Origin of the sequence: Oscillibacter sp. MSJ-31 (genome assembly GCF_018918025.1) — a bacterium.
GTDB lineage: Bacteria > Bacillota > Clostridia > Oscillospirales > Oscillospiraceae > Hominicoprocola.
On record NZ_JAHLPT010000008.1, the window covers coordinates 1 to 26,033 of the forward strand.

The 26,033-nt window shown below is 59.4% G+C and carries 15 protein-coding genes; 6 read left to right on the forward strand and 9 right to left on the reverse strand.

The window, feature by feature from the left end:
• Positions 1-209 precede the first annotated feature (209 nt).
• From KQI17_RS07205 to KQI17_RS07215, 3 genes are all read right to left on the reverse strand, one after another.
• Positions 210-857, reverse strand: coding sequence for a hypothetical protein (locus KQI17_RS07205; RefSeq protein ID WP_216495518.1), 648 nt, complete (start codon positions 855-857; stop codon positions 210-212).
• 61 nt (positions 858-918) lie between these two features.
• Positions 919-1,404, reverse strand: coding sequence for a hypothetical protein (locus KQI17_RS07210; RefSeq protein ID WP_216495519.1), 486 nt, complete (start codon positions 1,402-1,404; stop codon positions 919-921).
• A gap of 22 nt (positions 1,405-1,426) precedes the next feature.
• Positions 1,427-2,893, reverse strand: coding sequence for a bifunctional UDP-sugar hydrolase/5'-nucleotidase (locus tag KQI17_RS07215; protein WP_216495520.1), 1,467 nt, complete (start codon positions 2,891-2,893; stop codon positions 1,427-1,429).
• 293 nt (positions 2,894-3,186) lie between these two features.
• Between KQI17_RS07215 and KQI17_RS07220 the strand changes: the two genes are divergently transcribed.
• Entirely contained in the window at positions 3,187-4,524 is a 1,338-nt protein-coding gene (locus KQI17_RS07220; protein ID WP_216495521.1) for an ABC transporter substrate-binding protein, read from the forward strand.
• Between the two features lie 30 nt (positions 4,525-4,554).
• The gene (locus KQI17_RS13875) at positions 4,555-6,192 is read left to right on the forward strand and encodes a helix-turn-helix transcriptional regulator (RefSeq protein ID WP_216495522.1); all 1,638 of its coding nucleotides are present in this window, start codon (positions 4,555-4,557) and stop codon (positions 6,190-6,192) included.
• Here KQI17_RS13875 and KQI17_RS07230 read toward each other — a convergent pair.
• The 4 genes from KQI17_RS07230 to KQI17_RS07245 form a co-directional block, all read right to left on the reverse strand.
• Positions 6,150-6,359, reverse strand: a complete 210-nt coding sequence (locus tag KQI17_RS07230) for a hypothetical protein (RefSeq protein ID WP_216495523.1) — start codon at positions 6,357-6,359, stop codon at positions 6,150-6,152. The two genes, KQI17_RS13875 and KQI17_RS07230, sit on opposite strands and share 43 nt — an antisense overlap.
• 264 nt (positions 6,360-6,623) lie before the next feature.
• Complete coding sequence (locus tag KQI17_RS13600; RefSeq protein ID WP_253285725.1) at positions 6,624-6,992, reverse strand: SHOCT domain-containing protein; 369 nt, start codon at positions 6,990-6,992, stop codon at positions 6,624-6,626.
• Positions 6,993-7,073: 81 nt separating this feature from the next.
• Positions 7,074-7,430 (reverse strand): hypothetical protein, encoded by a 357-nt coding sequence (locus KQI17_RS07240; protein ID WP_216495524.1) that lies wholly within the window; start codon positions 7,428-7,430, stop codon positions 7,074-7,076.
• 10 nt (positions 7,431-7,440) lie between these two features.
• Positions 7,441-7,908 carry a hypothetical protein gene (locus KQI17_RS07245; RefSeq protein WP_216495525.1) on the reverse strand — a complete coding sequence of 156 codons (468 nt, stop codon included), beginning with the start codon at positions 7,906-7,908 and terminating at the stop codon, positions 7,441-7,443.
• A gap of 108 nt (positions 7,909-8,016) precedes the next feature.
• Here KQI17_RS07245 and KQI17_RS07250 point away from each other — a divergent pair, with 108 nt between their 5' ends.
• The 4 genes from KQI17_RS07250 to KQI17_RS07265 are packed head-to-tail and all read left to right on the forward strand — an operon-like array spanning position 8,017 to position 24,602.
• The gene (locus tag KQI17_RS07250; protein ID WP_253285726.1) at positions 8,017-8,781 is read left to right on the forward strand and encodes a TetR/AcrR family transcriptional regulator; all 765 of its coding nucleotides are present in this window, start codon (positions 8,017-8,019) and stop codon (positions 8,779-8,781) included.
• On the forward strand, positions 8,778-16,490 hold the full coding sequence (locus tag KQI17_RS07255) for an immunoglobulin-like domain-containing protein (protein WP_216495526.1): 7,713 nt from the start codon (positions 8,778-8,780) through the stop codon (positions 16,488-16,490). The genes KQI17_RS07250 and KQI17_RS07255 overlap by 4 nt, the downstream gene beginning before the upstream one ends.
• Before the next feature lie 18 nt (positions 16,491-16,508).
• Positions 16,509-23,141: an S-layer homology domain-containing protein gene (locus KQI17_RS07260; protein WP_216495527.1), complete on the forward strand. Its 6,633-nt coding sequence runs from the start codon at positions 16,509-16,511 to the stop codon at positions 23,139-23,141.
• A gap of 57 nt (positions 23,142-23,198) precedes the next feature.
• Positions 23,199-24,602 (forward strand): S8 family serine peptidase, encoded by a 1,404-nt coding sequence (locus tag KQI17_RS07265; RefSeq protein ID WP_216495528.1) that lies wholly within the window; start codon positions 23,199-23,201, stop codon positions 24,600-24,602.
• A gap of 375 nt (positions 24,603-24,977) precedes the next feature.
• Here KQI17_RS07265 and KQI17_RS07270 read toward each other — a convergent pair whose 3' ends face one another.
• Together KQI17_RS07270 and KQI17_RS07275 are read right to left on the reverse strand one after the other, a co-directional pair.
• Positions 24,978-25,289: a hypothetical protein gene (locus KQI17_RS07270; protein ID WP_216495592.1), complete on the reverse strand. Its 312-nt coding sequence runs from the start codon at positions 25,287-25,289 to the stop codon at positions 24,978-24,980.
• 131 nt (positions 25,290-25,420) lie between these two features.
• The gene (locus KQI17_RS07275) at positions 25,421-25,996 is read right to left on the reverse strand and encodes a hypothetical protein (RefSeq protein ID WP_216495529.1); all 576 of its coding nucleotides are present in this window, start codon (positions 25,994-25,996) and stop codon (positions 25,421-25,423) included.
• Positions 25,997-26,033: the final 37 nt, after the last annotated feature.

Sequence of the window (26,033 nt, forward strand, 5' to 3'; positions counted from 1 at the left end):
TCGCCCTTGTAGTTGCTCGAACGGCCCGTGACCTTCTTGTGGCCCTTGGTCGCCAGAATGTTTGCGGGCATCGCTTCACAGTAGAAGTATTCCTTCCACTGGTCGGCCATCACGCCGCCTGCCGCGCCCGCGATCGCTTTGATGAGTCCCATAGTTCTTTTCTCCTTTTTTCAAATATTTCTATATTTTCAGGTCAATATCGGTACGCCTTATTTTAGGCGGCTTCCACATTCCGGACAGTACACAGAAGGTCTTCCGTCCGTGGGCTGCCAGCCGCACTTCCCGCAGGCCGCAGGGCGCACTCCGCCGCATTCGGTGCAGAAATTCCCCTCGTTTTCCGTTTTGCAGTCGGGGCAGACCCACACCCTCGCGGATTGCTCCGGCTGCTCGGACCTCTCCGTGTAGATCACATCCTTCCCGCTGCATTCCGCGCCGTCCTTCGTCAGCCAGATCGTCCCCGTGTTGCCGGTAAGATAACCGTAAAAGGCGTTTTCGCTCGTGCTGAAGCGCAAATTGCAAAACGTCCCGGAGATCGTAACCTTCTCCTTTCCGCGCAAGAGCTCCACATGGCCGGTGGAATACACCCACAGCTTAGCCTCAAACTCCGGTTCGCCGTTGACCGACAGGCTCATATCGGACTCGCTCTCAGCCCCTCCGCCGCGCTCGACCTTCATGACGATGGTGCCGTCGCGGCTCTGCCATGTCCCTGCATAGGGAGTCTGATCCTCCGGCGTGTACATCATGTCCGGGCCGTCCAGCATGTGCTCCGGCGGCGGCTCCTTCGGGCCTCCGCAGCCCGTCATTCCCGTAAAAATCATGAGCAGCAGCATACCTCCTATCCAAAATCGCCGCTTCATACGCACCTCCCTCGCTTTAGGTGTTTTCTACCGGGTGGTCATAGAAGGATCGACCGCAGCTTTACGCCCACGGGTCCTGCGAGGCCGGTATCCGGATACCGCTGAGCGGGCTGGAATACTCCCAGAGGAACCACTCGCCCGTCGACGGCTTCTGCCGCAGCTTCACCGGGCGCGGCGCGTCCGCGCCCGCCGTCTGCAAAAACACGCGCAGATAGCCTTCCTCAACATCCTGCGGCCGTTGGTCGGGCAGGACGGTGAGCGTGTAGGGGGCCGTGGGCCTGTAGCCGTTCTGCGGCGTCGCACCGTCGAAGTACGCAAGCGGCAGATATTCCTTGCCGCGCAGACGGTCGCGCAGGAACTGGCTGTCGTAGGGCGTCATGGGACGGGGACCACGCAGCAGATCCATCGCGGCCACGCCGTCGTTTGGGCTTTTGGTATACAGGTTCAAGGCGCACAGGAACCCGGCGCAGACCTCCTCCGGCGTGCTGCGGGGGAGCGCCTGAAATTCCGCGAGCGTCGCGGGCAGAGTGTTGAGCTTGACTTGCATTGTGCTTTCCTCCTTATAATTTTTATGCTTCGACCACCAAGCGTCCCTCGACCTCGCGGCTGAGGTGCTGGTTGACCGTCAGATATTCCTCCACAACATCGCGCGCCGAGGTGGACAGCACACGGATCTTGCCGTTTTGCTCCGCCTCCTCGAGCGTAATATTCAAAAACGGCTTGAGGTTATTGTAATGGTACTTCTGCATCGCCACGGAATAGAGCCGATCGGCGTGCAGCACCTCGCCGTCCAGCGTCAGCTCGCGAAACACCTGCCCGCTCCTCGACCAGACGATGCGCATTCCGTGGGAAAACTGGTAGAACTCCGTGTGCTCCCCCTGGAATGCCTCGTCCCGCAGAATATGGCGGATCATCCGCTCGAGCTGGGTGCCGGTGACCTTGAGCATATACACCGCGTCGTCATAGGGCAGGCACTCCACAAGGTCGGCGTAGTGGACCACGGGCCCGAGGGAATAGCTGCGGATCGCACCCGAGCCCATCAGCATCAGGTCGATGCCGAAGCTGTCGCGCAGAATGTCGGCGATGAGGTCGCCGAGCGCTGTTTCCTGATTGCGCTTTGGATGGGTCAGCTCGCAGGAAAAGCGGGTGATGATGCGGTCGTACTTCTCCGAGGTCACGCTCTTGTAGTGCTGGATAAAGCGCTCCAGCTCCTCGTCGCGCGGGCAGTGCATATCGTCGATGGGAACCATCCGCCAGGTAAAGGTGTCGATGGCGTTGAGGTCGGTGTCCACCATGATGTCGAAGCGGCCGATCTCGTCGGTGCCTGTGCCCGCCTGCACGATGTAAATATCGTTGACCTTGGCGGGCTCCTCTAATTTTGTGTGGCTGTGTCCGCCGATGATGACGTCCACGCCCCAGTCGGGGTCAAGCAGCGCGGCGAGCTTCTTGTCCTCCTCAAAGCCGATGTGGGTGAGCAGCACGGTGAAGTCGATGTCGATGGCGTTGTAGGCGTTGCAGATGTTGCCCACCTCGCGCGCCGCCTCGCCGATGTCTACGAAGGAGCCGATCAGCTCGTCGTTCTTCGTCGCCGCCAGCACCTCCTCCGTGATGATGCCGATGAAGAGGATCTTCATGCCGTCGATGTGCGCGATCCAGAACGGCCGAAACATCCGCCTGCCATTGGACTTGATGTGCAGGTTGGCATTGATGATGGGAAAGTCCGCGCACTTTTCAAGGAACAGCAGATGCGCGAGGCCGTAGTCGACCTCGTGGTTGCCGATGGTCGCCACATCGGGACCCATTAGGTTCATGATGCCGATGGTAGATGTGCCCTTATACTCCGAGTCGATGACGCTGCCGCGAAACATATCGCCCGCGATGGCGTAGATCACATTTTTCTCCTCACGCCGAACCTTGTTGACATAGCCCGAGAGCAGCGACACGCCGCCCACCAGCCTCTCGTCGATCTGCTCGGCGAGGAAGTCGCCATGCATATCGTTGGAGTGCAGGATCGTCAGCTTTTTCAAGTTCTTCATATACTCCCCCCTATTCCGCCGCATACCGTTTTCCTCTTTTCAAAAAGCTCCCTTGTTTTTTCTTCTCGGGCGGCGTCTTGCAAACACAGTCGGAATATGATAGAATTACAGAATAATTTGTTTGCCTCCCGCACCCTCCCGACTCTTCCGTATCACTTTTTTTATACCATATTTTTCCACCCTTGTCTGTCCCCTAAATTCTTCAAATTGGGTACATGACGGCAAAAAAATTTAAGAAATTTCGAAAATAACCCCTCTTTTGCAAACACAAGTTCTGTTTTGGAGGTCTCCTTATGAAAAAGCGCCTTCTCTCTCTTCTGCTGCTCTGCACCCTTGTTTTTGCTCTCTCCGGCTGCGGGGAAAAAACGCTGCTGAATAAAAAGAAGCCTGTCTCCCTGACCTTCTGGCACGTTTACGGCGAGCAGGCAGGCTCGCCGATGGACCTGCTGGTGCAGGAGTTCAACCGCACCGTGGGGCAGGAGCGCGGCGTACAGGTGCAGGTCACCGGCATGAGCAGCGCGTCCCAGATCGGCGGCTATCTGAAGGATGCGCAGAGCGGCGGCAAGGACGTGCAGGAGATGCCCGACCTCTTTACCTGCCACATCATCGACGCGCTGGAGTTGGGCGAGGACAACCTCGTGGACTGGAACGAGCAGTTCACCCCCGACGAGCTCTCCGACTTCATCCCCGGCTTTCTCTCCGACGGCACGGCGGAGGACGGCAGGCTGCTGATCTTCCCCGTTTCCAAGTCCACGCAGCTTCTGATGTGCAACGGCAGCGGCTTCGACCGCTTTTCCGCCGCCACCGGCGTCGGCTATGAGGACCTCGCCACATGGGAGGGCTTCTACGATGCCGCGGGCAGGTTCTACGACTGGTCGGACAAGCCCTTCTGTGCGCTCGACTATCCCATTCGCGCCGTGGAGCTCAACGCTCTCGAGCGCGGCAGCGGGGATTTCTACACAGAAAATGGCTGGTACGATACCGGCAACGCGGTATTCAAGGAGAGCTGGATGCAGTTTGCCCGCTCCTTAGCGCAGGGGCATGTGGTGGTCTCCGACCTCTATTCCAATACGCAGGTGATGACCGGCGACGTGCTCTCCGGACTCGGCTCCTCCGCGGCGATCCTCTACTATAACGACACCGTCACCTATCGGGACGGCACGCAGGAGCCGATGGATCTGCGCGTGCTGCCCATGCCGAAAACGGCGGGGGCTGACGCCCTAATGACGCAGGCCGGCGTGGGTCTTTGCGCCTATAGGACCACCGAACAGAAGGCGGAGGCCGCGGCGCTCTTTGTCCGCTGGCTGACGGAGGCTGAGCGCAACCTTGACTTCGTGGCGCAGACCGGCTATATGCCGGTGCGCAGCGGTGCCTTCGACGCCATCACGGATTATGACAATTTCCCCGCGCCGGCGGAGGGCTATCGGCAGCTCTATGCCGCGCTCAAGGCCATGCGTGAGGACTACACCCCCGTGTCCGAGCCTCGCTTTGAGGGCTACTACGGCAGGGTCAGCGTCCTCTACGACGGTCTGCGCCGGCTCCAGCAGGAGCTGCCCAAGCGTGCCGCAGCCGGCGAGGACATCGACGCGCTGGCGGAGGAAACCTGGGAGCTGCTCTGCTCCATTCACTGAGTGAGGCTTTGGCCGAGGGAGGAAGCGTCCGTGCCCGAATTTTTGCTCTCAAAATTGAAACGAGCCAAGCCCTCCATGCGCAGGCGGCTGCTGCTCTATATGGGCGCGCTGGCAGCGCTGCTGCTGTTCTCGCTCTTTGCCGTTCTGCTTCTGCTCGGGCAGCTCAAGAGCCCGCGGGAGGAGATGAAAAAATCCTTGACCTTCCAGATGGAGGCCTTCCGCTCGGACGTGACCTCCCTGTGGCGGAACGTCTCGGTCATGGGCGTGCATCTCTCGGAGGATATGACGGCCCTGATCGAGGAGCGCGTGAAGGACTTTGACGCGCTCTCCGGCAGCGCGGACGCCTTGGAGCAGCTCGAGGCATCCATGCTCGGGCCCCTGTGCCAGTACGTGCAGCAGGCAGATTGCTCCGGCGGCTTCGTGCTGCTGAGCGTCTCGCTCAACCCCGATGCTGCGGCGGATTCCTTCAGCGGACTTTATGTGCAGCGCAGCAACGCCGAGCATACCACCAGCGATCTGCTGCTCTACCGGGGCATGGCGGACATCGGTCGTCAGCATCGGGTGATGCCTCATCGGAAGTGGGCGCAGGAATTTTGTCCGGCCGATTTCCCCGGCCTTGCCGACCAGCTTGAAGCAGCGTCCGCGCCCATAGAGCGCGCCTGCCGCACCACAGAGCTTCTGACCCTGCCCGGCACCACGGAGCAGGCGATATTGCTGAGCGTCCCCATGGTCGGCGCGGACGGCAGAGTGTATGGTTTGTGCGGTTTTTCCGTCAACCAGACCTACTTCTCGGCGCACCATGCGCAGCCCTCCGCTGTCAGCAGCCTTGCCTGCGTCCTGTCGGATGCCGCGGAGGGGCTGGATATCCAAAAGGGTCTGCTGACCTATCCCGCGGGCGGCTTCTGCTTCGTACCCGACGAGCTGCTCGCAGAAAAGAGCCTGCGCGGCGGACTGAGTGCTTTCGTAGGGACGGAGCTTTCCTTTGTCGGCATTTCGGAGCCGTTCACGGTGGCTGCCGGGGATGAGGCACCTCACGATCTGACGGTGCTGATCCCCAAGAGCGACTATGACCGCGCCCTGCTCAAAAGCAGGCTGGAGGCCGCCGGCGTGCTGATGCTGCTGTTGTTTTTCGCCGTGAGCTGCTGTCTCTTTTACACCCGCCGCTATCTGCGGCCCATCCTGCGGGACATTGAGCGGCTCAAGGACGAGAGCGGCGGCACGCAGATGACCTTCGACGAGCTGCAGCCCGTCTCCGCAAGGCTGCGCTCTCACGAGCAGACGATCACCGTGCTGGAAACGGAAAAGCTCGACCTGCAAGGGCAGGTGGAGCACATGCAGAGCCAAGTGGTGGACACGCAGGAGCAGCTGGACGATTCTCTGGCAGAGATCCGCCGGTTGGCCTATCTCGGCAAAAAGGAGCTCGATCCGGCCGACTATCAAAAATTCCTTGAGGGCTATGCCAAGCTGAGCTCCAAGGAGCTTGAGATATGCGCCGCCCTGGCCAAGGGGCTCAGCGCCCGCCAGTGCGCCGAGCAGACGGGCAACGCACTCAGCACCATAGACACATACCGCAAAAGGGTCTACGGAAAGACAAACATCCATCGGGTGCGGCAGCTCCGGCTATGCTATGCGCTCATGCAGCTGGAGCAGGCGGAGCAGGATAAATAAGCACACCGGTGTCCTAAGGTATCCATACCGTGGGGCGCGGTGCCGTCCACAATAGCGGTGCCGATGGCGGGAAAAATTACCCCGTCGAGTGAATCCGGGTCGCCCGAGTAGTGGATGTATACGCTCTCCAGCCCGCGCTCCTCCATCGCCGCGGTCGTGCGGCGCATAAAGGTCGATTTGCCGCAGCCGGGGCCGCCCTTGAGAATGATCAGGTCGTAGAGCTTTGCATCAAGGAGCTGTTCATACAGCCCGTAAAAACCCTACGCGCTGTTCGCGCCGAGGAAGAAATGCGTATGCTTCATGGTCCGCCTCCAATGGTCTTAGTTTCTACTTTGACCTATGCGCGGCGGCGCGTCCATGCTTGCGCAGCCGTAAAATTGTTAGACGCAAATGAGAAAAGCGCCCGTCTCGGGCGCTTTTCTCATGCTTTTTCAGATGCCGAGCAGCTGGCGCTTCTTCGCCGCGAACTCCTCCTCGGTGATGACGCCGGCGTCGAGCAGCGACTTATACTGCTTGAGCTCCTCAACGGCGTTCGGCGCTCCGCCGGTCTGCGCGGGGGCAGCCGTCTGCGCGGCACCCGCTCCGGTCTCCGGCGCGCCGGGGGCAATGAGCTGCATCAGGTTACGCGCGAGGGTGTGCAGCGCGTTGACCTTATACAGAAGCGTCAGCAGGATGCTCTCCGCCTTCTGCTCATAGAGGCCCTTGCCCGCGTCCTGCTCCTGGAGATACAAGCGTTCTTTGAGAACGAGGACGGGCAGCGGGAATACGCCGAGTGGAAAGCGAAGCAACAGGCCGAACAAAAGAATAAGGTATAACAGAGGCGGGAACATCTTAATCGATGCTCCCGCCTTTTATCATTGGCTCGACAAATGCGTATTTGCCTATGTGCTTGGAACTACTTTCACACTCTCGACCCGTTCATGTTCATCGTAGTCAACAATAAGTCGAAATTGTTCCGACAGTATCCATATATCTTCCTTTGCACCTTCCGCACTTTCGGTCGGATTTCCCCACTTTTTATACAGATTCTTTTTACTAAATGTTTCGATTTCATTTATCATTAGCTCATCCGCAGCCCAATCCGATCCTCTATTCTCTGCGAGGGTCAATATACGCGAAAGGTCAAGTATATGTTCCATCTTTTGGTTTGTTGCTTGAGCTTCTTTCCAAAATCCCATTCCAAAAGCCAAGGCTACTACCAGAATAACACCAGCCACAATCAACAATCGCTTTTTCATATCGTTATATCTATGTATGAAAAAGTCCGATTATCTCTTTACCCAATAAACCCAATGGTACGATGGTACTCCGCACGCTGCGGGACCTCCCCAAAGTCATCAGCGGTGAGTCCGTCACCTGCTCGGCAGGCAGCGCCATCACGCGGCCAGCTTGCCGCAGCATGGCCTTCTCCACCAGCGAGCGGGCAAAGCGCATGTTGCCGAAGTTGGGCTGCGTCATGGCCTCGCGGAGGATCTGCTGCACCCGATGCGTACTGCTGTCAGTCAGCAGGCGCTTGTTTGCTTTTGTACTGAGCTCCACGATCTCCATTAGCTCCGCCTCGATATGCTCACAAAGGTAATTTGTCTTTTTTATATGATCCTCTTTTTGCCGCATTGCTTTAGCGCGAGCACGATGTGATACCGACAGCGGTATCTTGCGTGAGATGTGCAGAAACACTGCACAAATGACGGTGGATATTTTGGTTGGTTTTTCCAAATTTGCTGTCGGCGCACAAGTATTTCTTGCCGACAGCGGCATCTGTTTATATAATAGAAGTACACTACGAATAGCACTTCTAATTAAAAGCAAGGTGGCGATCGAGCAATGGCGGCAAGAGGAAGAAAGCCCAGCGGACTGCTGACGCGGCAAAGACTGCTGCGCGCGGCTGTGGCGCTGTTTTTAGAAAAAGGATATACCCAAACCACCACTACGGAAATTTCAAGGGCGGCAGGCATCGGACAAAGCTCGTTTTTCCATGTGTTCCCCAGCAAGGAGGCGCTGCTGCTGGAGCTGGTGCAGCGGATGTTCGACGGGCAGTTTGCTCTGGCGGAGCAGCACGCGGCGGCGCAGGACCCCGTTTTCATGTATGCGGTGGAAACGGCATTGCAGCTTCACATCGCGGAGCTGACGGAGCCGCTGCGGGAGCTGTACGTCACGGCCTACTCGCTGCCGACCACAGCGGCATACCTTTATAAGAGCATGACAACGCGCCTAAAGCTCGTCTTCGGCAGCTACATGCCGCAAGCCCAGCTCAAGGACTTCTATGAAATGGAGATTGCCTCGGGCAGCCTGATGCGGGGCTTCATGTCCGTCCCCTGCGACCTGTACTTCACGATCGACGCCAAGGTCAACCGTTTTCTGGAATGCTCCCTGAAACTCTATGACATTCCGAAGCCCCAACGCGAGGCAATGATCACCGCAATTTCAAAAATCGACCTGCACGCCATGGCAGCGGGCATTATTCAAAAAACCGTGCAGCAAGCCGAGGCAGGATTCGAGGCGCTTTCCAACCCAACAGCCGAACAATGCATGGGAGCAGCAAACCGGAGCACCATGCCCGCAGCAGAGTCTAAAGGAGGACCGCTATGAAATCACCCCACACCTTTCCAAACCGCAGCCTTTCACGCAGGCTGCTGAGCACCTTTTTAAGCCTTGCCATGGTGCTGAGCCTGCTCCCGGTATGGACGCTGCCCGCCATGGCAGACGGCGGCGCAGTGATCTACGACCGCAAAACGCCGGAGGTGTCCATTCTCAACGCCTACTCCGGCAGAAGCGAGAAGCTGTACAGCGCCATCAAGGGCGACGGCGCCTCCGCCTACAACGGCATAGGCTTATACAAGCGCCAGAGCACCGGTGCGCAGGCAAAGTACAGCGACCGCGCCACGGGAAACAACGAGGGTAAGGCTTGGGACTTTGACCTCGGCAAAACTGCCCCGGTGCTCAAGGAACTGGTGCAGGTGTCCGAAAACCTTCAGCTCAACACCTCCGCCACCTTCTATAACCGCACCCACAGCCACAGCCACTACAGCTGGAAAGAAGTCAAGACCTATACAGCCGAGATGACGGTGACGGAAAAGGTCACCTCCACTTTCAGCGGCAGCACAAGGGTCATCGACGGCTGGAGCGACAAGTCACGGACTTATCCCCGTATCGGCGACCTCGGCGGAGTCCAGAGCAACAACTCCGACGGCTTCAACACCATTTACTATAAGAAAGACAACGACTATTGCAGCCTGCAATTCAGCCACCGCACCTTTGCGTGGAAGGACTTCGAGTACCGCACCTGCACCTGCGGCGGCTCCTATGCCGAGAATTTCGTGGTGGCGTTCCGCGACGAGCGCGCCCCGGTCTGCACCGGCGCGTCCTACAGCGTGGATGGCGGCAGCTGGGTCAAGAGCACAAAGGGCGTCCGCGTGGGCGCGGGGCAGAGCGTGCGCATCAAGCTCAGCTTTAACGAGCCCATCCGCTTTGCCGACGATTCGGCCAATCACGGCGACCTCAAGCTGATCCTTCAGCCTGACGGCACTTCTGCCGACACCAGTCCCGCCGCCGGCCTCGCTGAGCTCAGCGGCAACGACCTGATCTTCCAATATACTGTGCCCCAGGGCCAGAATCTGGAGATCAACACCCTCAACACCTCCAGACTTTTCGGCGAAAACCTGCCGCTCAAGCAGGTAGGCCCCAACGGCAGCTTCTCCATCGCCGGAGATATAAAGGTCAACGGCAGCACCCTTGGCCTGTCCACCACCACCAGCTACATCACCGACCTTGCGGGCAACGCCATCGTGCGCAAGGACCTCTCCTCCGCCAACCTGACGCTGGACACCACCGTCCCCTATGTGGAGAAGGTGACCTTTGACCTGGCGCTGAACAACGCCGATGTGAAGGAGGCTCTGGGCAAGGACAAGTGGGATGTCAACTCCGAGCAGTATCAGCGGGACTACACCGACGCGAGCGACCTGTACCTGGGCGCGGGCGACAGTCTCTCCCTGACGCTCCACATGAACGAGCGCGTGAAGGGCATCGCCATGACCGACATCGAGCAAGGCAGGGTCATCCACTGGCGGCATGCACTGGCCACCACCAACCTGAAGGACGCGGGCGGCAACTATGTCACCTTGCGCTCCCAGTTCTTCCTGCCCTATGATAACCGCAATTCCGGCAACACCTGCTTCGTCATGCAGCCCATCACCATCGGCGAGGACTGGACGGTGGATGGACACGACGGCAAAATCGTGGTCACAAAGCTTGAACTCAGCAAGGACACAACCAGTTCCTACGGCTCGCTGGACGATACGGTCACCGACCTTGCGGGCAACGCACTGAACAAAAGTCATGTAACCATCGCCCCCACCGCCAACGCCAACCCGCCCCTGCTGGACACGGTTGCTCCCACGGCGGAGGAGATCGCGGACAGCTATGCTCAGGAGGACAACGGATTCCGCTACGGCGTGACGCTCTCCGACAACGCCTCCGGCTATGCGGGCATTTACGGCAGCTTCACCCTCAACAACGGCGGCGACGGCAAAGCCTATCAATATGAGTGGGCGGTGACCGCGAAGGCGGACACCGTGCCGAGCAAATGGAGCGTCGGCGTCACCGGCGTGGCGCAGCAGTTCAAGCAGACCGACCCCATCTATTTCCACATCCGTCCGCTAAGCGGTGAGCACTACGGCGACCTGTCCGGCTGCACCGTCACGGTGAACGCCCGGGACTACGCAGGCAACACCGGCGCTGCCACCCTGCCGCCCGACGGCAAGCTGGAATGGTACATCGATAACCTTGCCCCCACCGTCAAGTTCGGTGGCACCGGGCGCAAATTGGACAGCGGCGGCACCAGCGGCACGCTGACCGCCCAGATTGTCCTCTCCGACTCTCAAGGCATTTCCGGCTGGCAGTTCGCGTGGAGCGACAGCGACACCAACGCGCCCGAGGCCGATACCTGGGAGAACGGTGCGGTGAGCGCCACCAGCAACGCCACCCCGGTCAATGTCTCCACCTCCGTCACCGTGAACAAGGGCGAGCTGTTCTCCAAATATCTCTGGGTGAAGGCGACGGACAACTCCACCGGGCAGAACACATCCGAGCCGATCTGCCTGGGGCGCTGCAGCTATGACCTGCGCTCAGCGCAGTACCAGCTGAGCAACATCTCGGGGATCATGAAGACAGCCTCGCTGGAGATTCAGAGCCTTAGCGACACAGACGCGCTCTTCTTCCTCATCCAGGCAGAGGACGACAGCGACTACGCCCTGCTGCGCGCCTACGGCGGAGAATCCAACGCCGGTCGCGTAAAGGGCAACATCTTTGGAAACGAAAACCCGTGGGACGGCATCTGCGTCACCTATGAAAAGAACACGAACACGGAAAATACGTGGACCTATTCTCTGCGCAATGCCGACAGCTCCGACGCAAAGGCGACCCTCAGCAAGCTGAGAGACGGCACCTTCAGCGGCGAGCTGACTGTCACAATCCTCTCCGGCAAGTCCGAAACCGTAAACTCGCAGCAGGAAGGTTATGCGTGGGTGCTGGGCAACGGCACCTATTCCTTCAGCGCAGATACGCTCAAGCTGCGGGTGGCGGGCGAAAATGTGGACAATTATGAAGCCATCGCCATCCGCTGCGAGGACGATCTAAACCGGCTGCTGCCCACTCCCGCCGGACTGCGCTTCACCGTCTCCATCGACAAGGACAAGAACGGCTGGGGATATGAGGACATCAACTGGCAGGAGAGCTATGTGCGGCTGGTCAATATGTTACAGGGACAGAATGCAGAATACTTGCTGCCCCTCGGCCCCTTCCAGGTCAACGCAGACGGCAGCACCACCCAGACCGTTACTGTCCCCGCCGGGGACTACCCCACCGGGCGCTACCGGGCGGAGCTGCACATGAAGTGTACCGCCGGCAAGGACTATCTGGCAGTACTCGGCACGGACTTGGGGAACTACACCCCCGTCTATGTGGACGCCACCCGGCCCAGTGACGATTTCACACTGGCATCCGTCACCTATAACCCGACTGCGTCGCGCACAGGCTCCAACCCCTACGGCCTTGCCGACAGCGAGAATTACGGTACGCGCCAGTGGACGGCGGAGGGCGGCGTTTACACGCTCCCCGTAAGCTTTGGCTACAACTTCGCCTCGTTTAACTATGCCGAGAGTGCCCACGATGTGCGGAATCTCTACACGATTCGCGTCACGGCGGAGAAGGAAACGGAGACCACCTTCCTCGACACCGGCTACACGGCAGGCAGCTTCTCCGTCCAGCTGTGGAACACCGCCCGGCCGGACAATCGGATCAGCCTTGACGCCACCGACGGGGCAAAGCAGACGGAATTCACCAACGCCGTCGACAATTACAAGGTCGGCTTTGCCTTCAGCGAGAACGACCTGTGGAAAAACCAGGAACTCTATCTGGCACCGGGCGTGGTCAACACCGTGGCCGTGCAGAAGGTTTACGCCAACGGACTGACGAGCAGCGTAAAGTATGTGCAGATCAAACCCGTGGACGACCACATCAACGGCACGACAACCATCGACGCCCAGACCCGCGAGCTGGTGTTCACGCCGGAGATCGGCGCGAACACCGCCGGCGCCAGCGTCTACGCCTGGGCATGGCAGAATGAAAATATGAACACGCGCAGCATCAACGACGAGACGCCGGACGATAAACACTATCTCAACGGTGGCGGCGTGCGCATCGACCTGACAGCGCAGGCCGACGGCACCTGGAGAGCCCCGCTGCTGGCCGGCGGCGCCTGCTATCAGGTCATCACCGAAAGCGCCACGGGCAGCCTGCGGGAGCTGCCCACACAGGTCTATCAGCGCGCGCCGTGGTTCGACAACTGCTTTGTATATGCAGACGATCAAGACTACTTCCGCTATCAGAATGACATTGAAATCAAAGATAACAAAGACGGCACCTATACCATGCAATTTGCGGTCAGGGACGACGGCGAAACGCTGAAAGACGGACTGGACATCGACCTTGCCATGACCTTCAAGACCGCCGACAGCGAGAATACCCACAGCCTGAACATCCACTACGCAGACGCAGCGGCGGCCATCCGCACCTCCAGTGGAAATTCGTCGGAGGTGCCGAAGGACTTCACAGGGGCACTCCAGGAATGGCTCCCCGACGGCGCGGAGGCCTCCGGCGTTCTCTGCGTCAAGCTCACGCCGTATGAGCCGTTCAGCTACGGCAACAACCCCAGAAATGCGGCGTACAAGCGGGATGTCCTGAATGTGGAGATCCTTGCTGCATACCCCGAGGGTTACGACACGATGGATGTCTCCGCAACCGCTACGGACGCCATGGGCAACGCGGGCAGCAAGACCGCGGCGGGCGTTGATATCCAAAACAAATATGTCGCCCCGAAACCCAAAGCGGACGCTTCCGGCATGGTCGGCTCCCTCGACGCATCTGCCGATTTCGCCGTGGAGTTCAACCGTCCCGTCTACCCGGCGGACTCCTGGGCGTGGCGAGCCGCGGACAACGAGGATCAGCCCTACGCCACGAAATGGGCGCAGGCCTTCCCCGTTCCCGGCAACGGGGCGTGGGAGATCCAGTACCTGGACATCTTCGGCAAGCTGATCACCAAAACCATCACCACCGATGCCTTTACCGACGCGGAGGGCAAAGACTGGAGCATAAAGCTGAATATCTCCGCCACGGAGCCGACCGCCGACCCGGTGATCCTCCGCCTCAGCTCCGGGATCGGCTACATCGGCGTCCATGACAGCAATGTTCACTGGATCTATGAGGACGGCAAGTACCTCATTCAGGATCGGCAGGTGACCATCGACGAGAACGGCCGCTACACCGCCGCCTGCTACGAGTATGACGAAACCAACTCCGAGCAGCGTGCGAAAAGCAGCATCAAGATTTACATCGATAACATCGTAAACGGCGCGCCCACGGCACAGGTGCACTACTATGTGCAGGCGCTGGGGCAGGAATTTACGCAGTCCGAGCTGGACGCTTACGCCGCCAGCGGCGTGACCGTTACCGGCAATGTCCGCGCGTGGTACACCACCGCCCGCCATGTGACGCCCACCGACGGCACCGGCAGCGACTTCCTCTTCACGCCCGACAGCGCGGCCTCCCACACCTTTACCTATGCCGACGATTTCGGCAACACCGGCAGCGTGACCGCCGCGCTCCCCGCCGGTCTGACCCTGAAAGCGCCCCCGCAGCCCCCGAAGGACACCACTCCGCCCGACGTGGATGTGGATATTTACGTCAAGCGCAGCGGCAGCTATACCCGCGCGGGGGCCTTCCTCGCAACGGACAGCAAGGCGGTCATCGACGACAAATTCGACGCCCTCGGCTATGTGCAGGGGTATAGCCTCACTGTCAAAGCCACCGACGAGTCCGGCATTGAGCGCATCACTGTGGCAGGGGACGGCGCCGCCATCACAGGCAATGTCATCACCATCACCGCGCCGGGAACCTTCACCGTCACGGTGACAGACAAGGCGGTGGATCCGGCGACGGGGAAGAGCGCACCCAACCAGACCCTGTTCACCTTCACCGTGCCGGACAAGATCGACAATACGCCGCCCACAGTGACGGTAACGCCGGTGTCCACCAGCCTGTACAGCAAGAATCTATATGTCAGGGTAGCAGACACCAGCGGCGCAGCGGCCCTCATGTCCCCTGCGGGACTGGATATCGTGCCCGATACTACGACGGACAACTATGATAAGCAGCACATAGGTGCGTATAAGTATGTGGCAGCGGACAATAAAACAGTGCAGTTCACCGCCATTGATGAGGCGGGCAACACCGGAAGTACGTCCGCAACCATCTCCGGCATCGACACCGAGCCGCCGGAGTTGACCGTCCGCTGGTCGCCGTCGCGTCGCGTGCAGGATGCCGAAACGGGCAAGTATACCTATATAGACAAATACCCCACCGATCAGACGGTCAACACCAATATCACCGCCCATATCCTCAGCAACAAGGCCATGTATGACCTGAGTGTAACGGTTGCGGGCAAAGACATCCAGCTGTTGGCCGCCGGAAAGGCCACAGCTGATAACCCGCATGTGATCAAACACGCGCAGGATGGAACCACCATCGCCACCATCACCGCCGTACCGGAGCGAGTGACCGTGACCTACGAGCAGGGTTATGGCGAGCTGAAATTCACCGCCTCGTCCGCCAACGGCAAGAGCACAGCGGTAACGCTCAACGGGGTCACCGTCATCGATAAGGTCGCGCCAGAGGTCAATCAGATGATCAAGCGCTATGACCGCGCTGGGAAGGAAGTGGGCAGCACGGATGCCGCCTATCAGGCTGTTGTGGCGCTCTATCCGAGTGAATCGGTCACTTCTGCCAACTACGGCGGCTGGACTAACTACGAACTGCCGAACGGCACCGTGGAGAGACGCCCCGACCGGTACGGCCCCAGCGAGAAGATGACATACCTGAGCCTTACCTTCACCGCCAATGGCACCTATAACGTCCGCTTTGCCGATCAGGCGGGCAATACGGCCGTCGTACCCGTCACCATCACAGGCATCGACCGCACCGCGCCGGAGTTGACTGTCACAACGGTCGAGGAAAGCAATCAGGTCAAGGCGACGATCACGGCAAATGAAAACTGCAAGGTAACCGCCGACGGAACCGACTACACCATGACCGCAAACACCTCGCAGACAGTCACCTTCAGCAAAAACGGCACCTTCGCCATCACGGCGACGGACGCCGCGGGCAACGAGAGCTTCAAGACGGTCCGCGTGGGCAGCATCGACAATGACCCGCCGTCCATCAGCTTTGACAACGGCACCATCTATGTGACCGAGGGCACTGCGGCGGATGCGCTGAAGGAAGAGCTGGATAAGGGCTATACGGTCTGGGACAATGTGACAGCTAAAAACGATCTGACGGTCACCTATGACAGCAGCGCAGTTAACCTGACCGCCGCCGGGCAGTACGCCGTCACCTATACCGTCACCGACAAGGCGGGCAACAAAACCACCGCCAATCGCTTCGTGCGCGTCATCGGCGCGAATACCGTGTGCGTAAGCATCGACGGTAAGCTCATCCTGCCGGACAGCACCGCAGTGCTTCGCCCCGGCGCGCACACGCTGACGCTGCAGAATAGCGATCAGCCCTATTCCATCAAGGCGCGCCGCGGCATCCTCAGCGCGGGACAGATGAAGTATCTCTCCGGCAGCTCCCTGCACTTCGATGCAGACGGCAAATTCACCGTAAGCAGCACAGGCTATTACACGCTGCTTGTGACGACCCAAGACCGACAGACCATCCGCGTCCTGCTCTACGTCGAGCAGTAAGAAAAGGAGGAAAAGCAAATGAAGAAACGGCTCCTTTCATGGCTGCTCTGCGCAGCAATGGTGCTCGGCCTGCTGCCGACGATGGCCGTCACCGCGCTGGCTGACGAGCTGGCAGAGGCCTACACCCTCAGCGACGACTACATCAGCGTGTCCGTCAGCAAGAAAAACGGCGGCTTCACCGTGCGCACGGTGGAGGGTGACCGCCTGAAAAAGTCCGACAACAACAAAAAGCTGCTCTATCACGACGGGCAGTATGACACCTCCTTCCTGTCCTTCCGCGTGGGCACGGGGAACGCCTTCAAGGACTATCTCTTTGGCGGCAAATACCCCAACAGCAGCGGCGTGACCGTCACCGAGGAGAACGGCACCGTCAAGGCGGTTTGGAGCGTGGACAGCCTGACCTTCACCCAGAGCATTTCCCTCGCCAACACCAGCTCCAACGAGTCCGGCATGGTCAGCCTGAGCCTCAGCGTGACCAACAGCAGCGGCACGGCGGTGCCCGTCCAGACGCGCATCCTCTACGACACCGCCCTGGGCGAGCAGGACTTCGGCTACTATCAGTACAACGATACAAGCACGCAACAAACTGAAACGGTCAGTCAGGAAAAGGTGCTGACCAGCGGGATCCCGCAGCAGCTGTTCGCCACGGATGACCCCTACAGCCCCTCTGTGGTCGCCTACTCCGTCAACAGCGACAAGCAGCCCACCCAAGCAGCCTTCGGCCACTGGAGCCATCTGGCAAGCACCCTCTTTGACTTCACGCCGGTCGAGACGCTGGACTTCACCAACACCCGCAGCGAATACATGACCGCCGACAGCGCCTACGCCCTGTATTTCGATCTGGGCAGCGTGGCTGCGGGCGGCAGCACCTCCCTCAACACCTACTACGGCGTGTTTTCCAACCATCAAACCCCCGCCAGTGACAGTGTGGCGGTCAATCTGACCGCCCCTGTCCGTCTGAAACTGAACGGCGAAAAAAACAACTTTGTCCCCGAAAGCGGCGTCAAGGGCAGCGCCCACTTCGCTGTGACGGTGGACTTCACCAACATCGCCGGAGAGGGCGCGCAGGATCTGAGCAATGTTGTTCTGGCGGTGCGGAGCAGCCGCAATCTCCGCTCCCTCACGGACGATGGCGCCGTAACCACGAGTCAGGGCTATGAAACGACCGACCCCTTCACCATCCCCTACGCCGAGCTGAAGGTGGGCGAGAGCGAGACCAAAACGCTCTACTTTCAGGCCCGCCCAAGCACGGACGCCGCCTATGAGCGCATCACCGTCGGCGTGTACAAGCCGGATGCCAACGGTCAGCTCTCCGAGACCAACAAGCTGGGCGAGCGCATGGCCTATGTCCTGCTGCCCGGCAGCGACGGCGACGTGCCCCAGGTGAACTTCGCCGCCATGACGCCCAAGATCATCTACACCGAGGGCACACGGCACCTCTTTGTCACGGTGACGAATCCGGATCTTCTGGCCGATACCGGCAAGTGGGATCTCAAGGTTTACAGCGAGGACAAAAAGGTCAGCGTGCCCGTTCCCCATGAGAACATCACCATCAAGGACGGCATCATGGATGTGGCGCTGACGGAGGACATCAAGCTGTCCGAGGGCGGCTGGTATCTCCAGCTGGAGTGGACAGCTGCGGCGGTCTCTGCGAACATCGTCACCGCGGATAAAAAGCTCCAGACCGCGCCGGAGCTGCACTTCACCGTATCCGCCGACAAGAAGTACAAGAACGACGCCTACGGTGTCCTCGCCGTGGTGGAGCGCAAGAGTGACTCCTATTACTCCCACGAGATCGTTTCCTTCAAGGATGAGGCCGCCTATCAGTCCTTTGTAAAGGACAAGGTGGCTGACAACGGGAAGGACAACTACGAGGAGATCCTGCTGACCTTCAAGGGTGAGTTCACCAAAAAGGCGGTGAACGGCAAGGATCACTATATCGCCGCCAGCACCAAGAAGCTGGTGGACGGCAAGCATGAGGTGGATAACCCCATCGTCATCAACGGCTGCATGGACTTCGAGGGCGGCTCGTTGGAGGTCTATTACGATACAGCCAACGCCATCTGCACGGAGTTTGACGGTGAGCTTTACACCAACACCGAGCGCACCTCCATCTGGAAGGGAAAGGCCATCCTCACCAAGATCGAGATGGGAACGAATTATTCGCTCATCCCCTACAATGAAAACGGCGAGCGCGGCTCCTACGAGCCCTATGGAAGCGGTGAGAGGAAGCTGAACACCGATGCTGCTCAAAATTTCACGGATAAGCCCATCACCCTCATCTGGCCCAGCGCCGCCGGCATCGGGCAGACCCTCTCCGGCATGATTTTCAAGCTGGCCTATGCCCAGCTTGGCATCATGTATGAAACGGAGAACCAGACCAACAAGATCGAAGAGACCATCGGCTGCGTGGTGTCCTTCACCGCCGCGCTGGACCTCACCTTTGCCTCCGGCAAGGTGGACGAAAACGCAATAGAGCCGCCCACCTACTGGTCGAAGCTGCAGGAGCTGTGGAGCTCCTACGATGAATTGCAGTCCGGCAGCCTCTATCAGTACGCATACAACTCCGGCAAGTTCGAGCGGGCGCTGGACTGGTCGGAGATCGACGAGAGCGGCGGGGAGGACAACGAGAAGAACATAAAGGGCTCCGTCATGGTACGGGACGTTCTCTTCGGCTGCGGCGAGGGCTTCATCGGCGTAAACTTCGAGGTGGGCGTCGCCATTAAGAACTACATCTCGGGTCTGCCAGAGATCGAGGGCACCATCGAGGTGAAGACCATCAACGACTGGGCCTTCGGCGTGGATGGAAAAATCAAATTGGCCAACTTCACGGTGGAGGCCAAGGTGTCCTTCAAGAGCAAGAACAATATCCCCATCCCCGATGAGCTTTACGTCTTTGTCAGCGGCTTTGAGCCGGGCCTGAATATCGACGGCTGCGGCGTCATCTGGCTCACCGGCGGCGGAGGCGGCATCAAAAACCTTTACGACACCATCTTTATGACGCAGGCGGTGCCGCCGCTGAAACTGCTGATGTCCGTCAGCTTTGATGTGGTAAAAGTGCTTACCTGCGGGAAAGCGACGATCGCACTCGGCCTCACCGGCATCAGCCTGCAGGCCGAGAACATCGGTATCAAAAAGATCGAGAGCCTGACGGCCATCAAGAAGATGGGGCTCAGTCTTGAGTGGTATCCCGGCATTGACCTGCGCGCCAACATCGTGGTGAATCTCTTTGACGGCATCGTCTATGGCGGCGGCTACATCGTGCTCATCAGTCCGGACTACAAGGACGTTTTCTTCGAGATGTTTGCACGCGCCCAATTGCGCGTTCCCGGCTCCGTCCCCATCGTGGGCGGCATGACGCTCGCGGGCATTGACCTCGGCATCAGCACCGAAAAGGTCTGGGGCGCGCTGGAGGTGCTGTTCATCACTCTCGGCGTCACTTACTACTGGGGCGAAGGCAGCGTGGATTTCAGCAAGGGCAGCAAGAGCAATCCCACCTTCCCCGACCTGCTGGGCTATGACGATATCCCCGTTTACTATGACGCGGAGCGCGATCAGACGCTCTACGCCCGCGTGGGCACCAACACCCAAATCATGGCCACCAACCTGCCTGACGACGGCAGCCTGACGCTGATGGCATCCCCCGCAATGCTGAAATCCAACGGCGACAAGAACCAGCATCAGTTCAACCTCGGCACCCATACCGGCAGCGATGCCATCGTGCAGATCACCTTCGACGCGAACGACATGGCGGATGCCAAGGCCAAGGCGGCAGCCATCAAAGTTGGGAGCACCGAGGGCGGCAGCGACTATGGTCTTGTGCTCTATGAGCAGACAATAGATGCCAAAGGCAATCTTGTGTCCTCCAACCGCGACACCGCCAACGCCAACCTGAGCTACGACGAAACCACCAAGAAGGCCACCTACGCCTTTACGGCGACAAAAGACACGCAGTACAACAAGCAGTGGTACATGTCCACCCCCGCGGGCAGCGATGTGATCCTCTACAATGTTTCGGAGGTACCGAAGGTCACAGCGGTCAACGGCACGGTGAACGGTGGCAATCTTGACCTGACTTGGGAGGGCAGCGAGCTTTCCGAGCTGGATCAGATCAGCTTCTACCTGTGCAGCGACAAGGACGCACAGGAGGCCGGCTACCGCATCGGAAAGGTGGACCGCGATCTTGGAAATAGCGAGGGGACCAGCGGCTCCGCCCCCCTTACTATCCCCGCCGACGTCCCCTCCGGCGAGTATTACATCCGTGGGGTGTACTCCAAGTCTGACGAGGTCAACGGCGTGGCGTTCAGCAAGAATAAGGTAAGCTGGACGAACAGCAACACCCCCGGCGCGGCAAGCTTTACCGCCAAGGCTGCGGGCAACCTGCAATACGCATTGACCATCCCGCAGGACGCCAACACCGACGGCTATCTGGTGACCATCTACAACGCCGACGGCACCGCCACCGACTTCCAGCAGGTCAGCTATGACGCGGCGGACAGCGGCAGCACCGTCATCAACGTGGGCGGCAGCTATCAGGCCGCCGACCCGCAGGACAGCAGCAAGGTCAAGACCTTCGGCCTGACCGGCGGCAGGACCTACACCATCGGCGTCACGCCCTATAAGAGGGTAGCAACCAACAATAGCGGCGTTTTGGGCGAGACCGCCGTGTATGGCGCGGAGGTCAAGCAGACCTGTGCTCTGCCCAAGATGGTCACACCCACCGTGACCTTCTCCGCCAACAAGGCGGCGCAAAGCCGCACGGAGACCCAGCAGGACAAGGCAGGAAAGCCCTACACAGCCAAAAAGGATGTCTACACCGACAACGAACTGACCATCACCGCCGCGGTCAGCGAGGCCGTCACCGGCACCTGGCGGCTGGACAGCGCGAAGAGCAGCACCCCGTTTAACGGCACCGCAAGCATCTCCATCCCGCTGACCGATCTCACGGAGGGGGAGCACACCGTCACGCTTCAGGGCGCGGCGGCAGACGGCGACAGCTTCGCCACCACCTACACCTTCACGGTGGACACCCTGCCGCCCCAGCTGCTCCTCTCCTCTCCCGTAAACGGCAGCTTCTTCGACAAGAACGGCACCCTCACCGTTACCGGTGTCACCGACGCCGACGCGCGTTTTACGGTCGTCAGTAACGGCACACCGATTTACACGGGAAAAATCCTTGAGAGCAGTGAGTTCAACCCCGCAGACGGCACATTCTCTTTCTCGGTTGCTCTCCCCGATCCTAACAGCGCCTCCCAGCACGACCTGACCATCACCGTCGCCGACGACGTGGGCAACGCCACAGCGCCCCAGAGCGTCACGGTCAGCCACGGCGGACTTGCCGACCTGGCCTCGCTGGAGGTCATGGTGAACGGCCAAACCTACAGCAGCGGCAACCTCCCCGTCCCCGCAGCAGGGCTGAAAAATGTCCCGCTGACACTGGTGGGCGTCACCTCCAACGGCACCAAATTCAACCTCACCGGCTACAACGTGAACTGGGAGCTCACAACGGTCGAGGGCACCGCCTCTCTCTCCGACGGCACATTAACCGCCGCCGTGGGCAGTCAGGGCATCCTCACCGGTAAGCTGGCCGTTGCCAACGGCGCCTACCGCACCGCGTCCCTGTGCTTCGGCGCACTGGCAAACCACATCGTAGCGGTCTCTTCCACCATCGGCGGCAGCGTCACCGGCGGCGGCGAGTATAACGGTGGCGAAACCGTCACCCTGACTGCCATACCGGATAACGGCTACCGCTTTGCCGGCTGGACTGTCACCGGCGCAAGTGTTGCCGATCTGACGGCAGCAACCATCACCTTCACCATGCCGCGGGTGGGCAACGTCACGGCGCTGGCAAGCTTTGTCCCTGTGAGCAGCTCCGGCGGCACCGACATAAGCAGTGAAAGCGTTTCGGCAAAGGCCGGAGAGCTCGTCCGCGTAAAGCTGCCCGCGGGCAAGAGCGAGACAGAATATCTGCCCTGCTACACGGATAACAGCGGAACACTCGCCCTTGTACCGGTCTCGGCAGTCATCGACGGCTATGTCACCTTCCTTGCCCCCCAGAGCGGAACATATCGCTTCACCTCCAACCCGGCCGCATTCAGTGATACAGCCAACCATTGGGCCGCAGATGCTATCTCCTTCTGCGCGGCGCGTGAGCTCTTCAAGGGCGTCGGCGGCGGACGCTTTGCCCCCAACGAGCCCATGACCCGTGCCATGTTCGCTACCGTGCTCTACCGTATTGCGGGTATGCCTGCCGTGAGCGGCGCGAATAGCTTCTACGACGTTGCGGCCGGCCAGTGGTACACGGATGCCATTCTCTGGGGGCAGAGCACAGGCATCATCAGCGGCTACGGCAACGGCTTGTTCGGCACAAATGATCTGGTGACGCGCGAGCAGATGTGCGTAATGCTGTCGCGCTATCTGCAATGGGCAGGGTATGAGCTCCCGGCAGTAACCGCCGCCAAGCAGTTTGGCGACAAGGCACAAATTTCCAAATGGGCGGCAGATAATGTGGCTTTCTGCCAAACAAGAGGTCTCATCAACGGGCAGCCGAATAACCGCTTTGCACCGAAGGCCAACGCGACACGCGCAGAAAACAGCACCGTGCTCCAGCGCATGATCCTTGCCATTCTCGCCTCTGCCGAAACCCCATAAGAAACAGCCGCGCCGGAGGATACATCCCTCCGGCGCGGTGAAAGAACGGTATAAGATATGAAAAACAGCAAACAACTGATTGCAGCGCTGCTCTGCCTCGCCCTGTGGATTCTCCCCTTTCCCGCACACGCAGCAGAATCGGAGCCGATCCGCATCGCGTTTTTAGACAGCGGCGTTTCCCTCAAGCATCTGGACGCCGCGCAGGTGGAACCGGGAGAAAACTTTGTCTTTCCCGACCGCGACACGGATGACCGGATCGGCCACGGCACGGCAACCGCCGGTATGGTGCTCGGCTCAACGTCCCTTGGTCTGCCTGCCCTTTGCCCGCAGGCGGTCGTCGTCCCTCTGGTGTGCTACGACGCCTACCCATCAGGCGTCAGCGCACGGGGAGACGGACATGTGATGGCGCAGGCGATCCGCTCGGCGGTCGATCTCTATCACTGCCGCATCATCAATATCAGCATGGGCATGACCCAGGACGATCCGGACCTGCGCGCAGCAGTGGATTATGCCCTTGCACAGGGTGCGATTCTCGTTTCCGCAGTGGGAAACGACAACCAAAACGCACCGGAGCGTGTGTATTATCCCGCGGCCTACGATGGTGTGATCGGCGTGGGCGCGGCGGACGGCACAGCTCCTGCCGGCTTTTCCCAACGGCACGGCGTGGACATTCTGGCGCAGGGCGTCAACCTACCCACCGCCACCAATCGCAACAGCGCCAAGCCGCAGCTGCGCAGCGGCACCTCTTTCTCCTGCGCCTATGTCAGCGGACTTTGCGCCGCGATTTGGGCATCGGAGCCGGAGCTGAGCGCGGACGTGGTGCGCGACCGGCTTTACGCATCCGCCCGGGACATCGGTGACCCCGGTTTCGACGCGGACAGCGGATGGGGCATTGTAACGGCGCAGCCAAGCGGCACGGAGGCTGGCGGCGAGGCGCTCTCCCCCGCAGGCGATGTGCCGACAGACGCCTATTACTGCGAGGCCGTCCGATGGGCGATGGAAAAAAGCATCGTCCGTGGCGTCGGCGGCGAACTCTTCGCTCCCGACCTGCCCTGCACCCGCGCACAGCTCGTCACCTTCCTCTGGCGCGCCGCCGGTTCTCCGGGTGGAGCACGGGCGGGTGACTTCACCGACATTTCCGCAGACAGCTACTATGCCGAGGCAGTCGCCTGGGCTGTTGAAAGCGGCATCACCGTCGGCACGGGCAACGGCCTCTTCCGTCCCGACGCAGCCTGCACTCGTGCGCAGGCGGTGACTCTCCTCTATCGTGCGAACGGCAGTCCTACGGTCAGCGGCAGCACCGCGTTCAGCGATGTGGCAGCCGACGCTTACTATGCAAGCGCGGTCATGTGGGCGGCAGAAAACAGCATCAGCAGCGGCGTTGGCAGCGGATCGTTCGGCTCTGACAATGACTGCACAAGAGCGCAGCTCGTGACCCTCCTGTGGCGCTGCATGAAATGAGCCTTTGTCCTCGCAGTCCTCTATCCAACGATCATTCCCCTTATTCTTTCAGTGGCAATTTCGCTGGCAGCACAAAGCCGTACTGTGGCCGAGGGAGGGACGCTCCCCGTTTCGCCGTGTGAGCTGCTGTGTGCAACTCTTCGAGCGAAGGCGGGTGTGCTCGCTTTCGCCCGTGAAATCAAATGTGAGCCATTTGTGAGAGAAGTTGAAAAACGCAATGGGAAACAGTTAAGGTAGGGTTTGTGACAGTAACTTTTTGGCGATATTTGCGGGAACGGTTTTGGGCGAAAAGCCGAACTTTACAGGAAGTTTTTTCGAGTGGCGGAGGCCGTTCGATTTTAGTACAGACTGGCTATAATTTGTCAAGCTGAAATCTCATTTGGGATACGGGGCGTATAGGCCTTGTTGTCTTTCATAACGGCGTAAATGATGGAGACCGTCTTCCTGCAGGTGTGGCTCACAGACGCCATATAGGAGTTTCCTCTCAGCGCCGGATTGTGAAGCACCGCCGATGAAGCCGCCAGCCAAATAGCGTGCCGCAAATATAGTGAGCCTCGTTTGGACATACGGTTTCTGACTCCTACAATAATTATTTGTATACTTAATAAGCCCGGTTTTATCAACATAAATTTCCGAATTCAAAGCAACTTGAAATGCGGAATTGTCCGGATTTACAAACATTCCCATATTGCGATACTCTCCCTTCCGAAGCAGCACTACTAAAAGCAGATAACCTTGCGCAAGGATTCCGTTTCAAGATACCTTGATTTTATCATCGAACACCGTAAATATCAAGTCAATTGCCCATATCGTTATATCTATGTATGAAAAAGTCCGATTATCTCTTTACCCAATGAACCCAATGGTACGATGGTATCTGACTTGATGCTTCCATGTAACAGCTCCGACAGTTCGGACTGACTAAAAATATGTTTTTCCCAATCAACGGTGCGCCGCAGCTCCAGCGCTTTCCGCGCCTCCTTTTTGCAGGATGCCGGTATGCGCGGCGGCGTTCTTCCGCGAGCAAGGGCAAACTCCAGCAGGCCTGCAATAATCACGGCTCCGCCCACAATGATCACATCGGTGGTTCTTGGCGGCATCAAGCCAAGAATCAATGTCAAAAGGCCCAAAGCCAGCAGGAACACGCCATAAATGCGGCAGCGCACTGTCCGCTTTTCGCGCGCCGGGCCTTTCGCGGCGTGAGTTCTGATGCGGTCTATCGCATTCCATATAGCGGGGCAGCGCCGCCGGCTCTCAGCTTCCAAATGCCGGTGCAGCAGTTCTGTGGTTTCTCTGTCCACGGTGGGGTCATCGTAGTTGCTTATTTGAAAAAGATACATGTGCTTCTTCGTTTTTGAAACCGGCCTCTTGAGCGTGTCAAAAAATTCGTTCACAGCATATCGGACTGCCCCCGGGCAGTCCGATATGCTG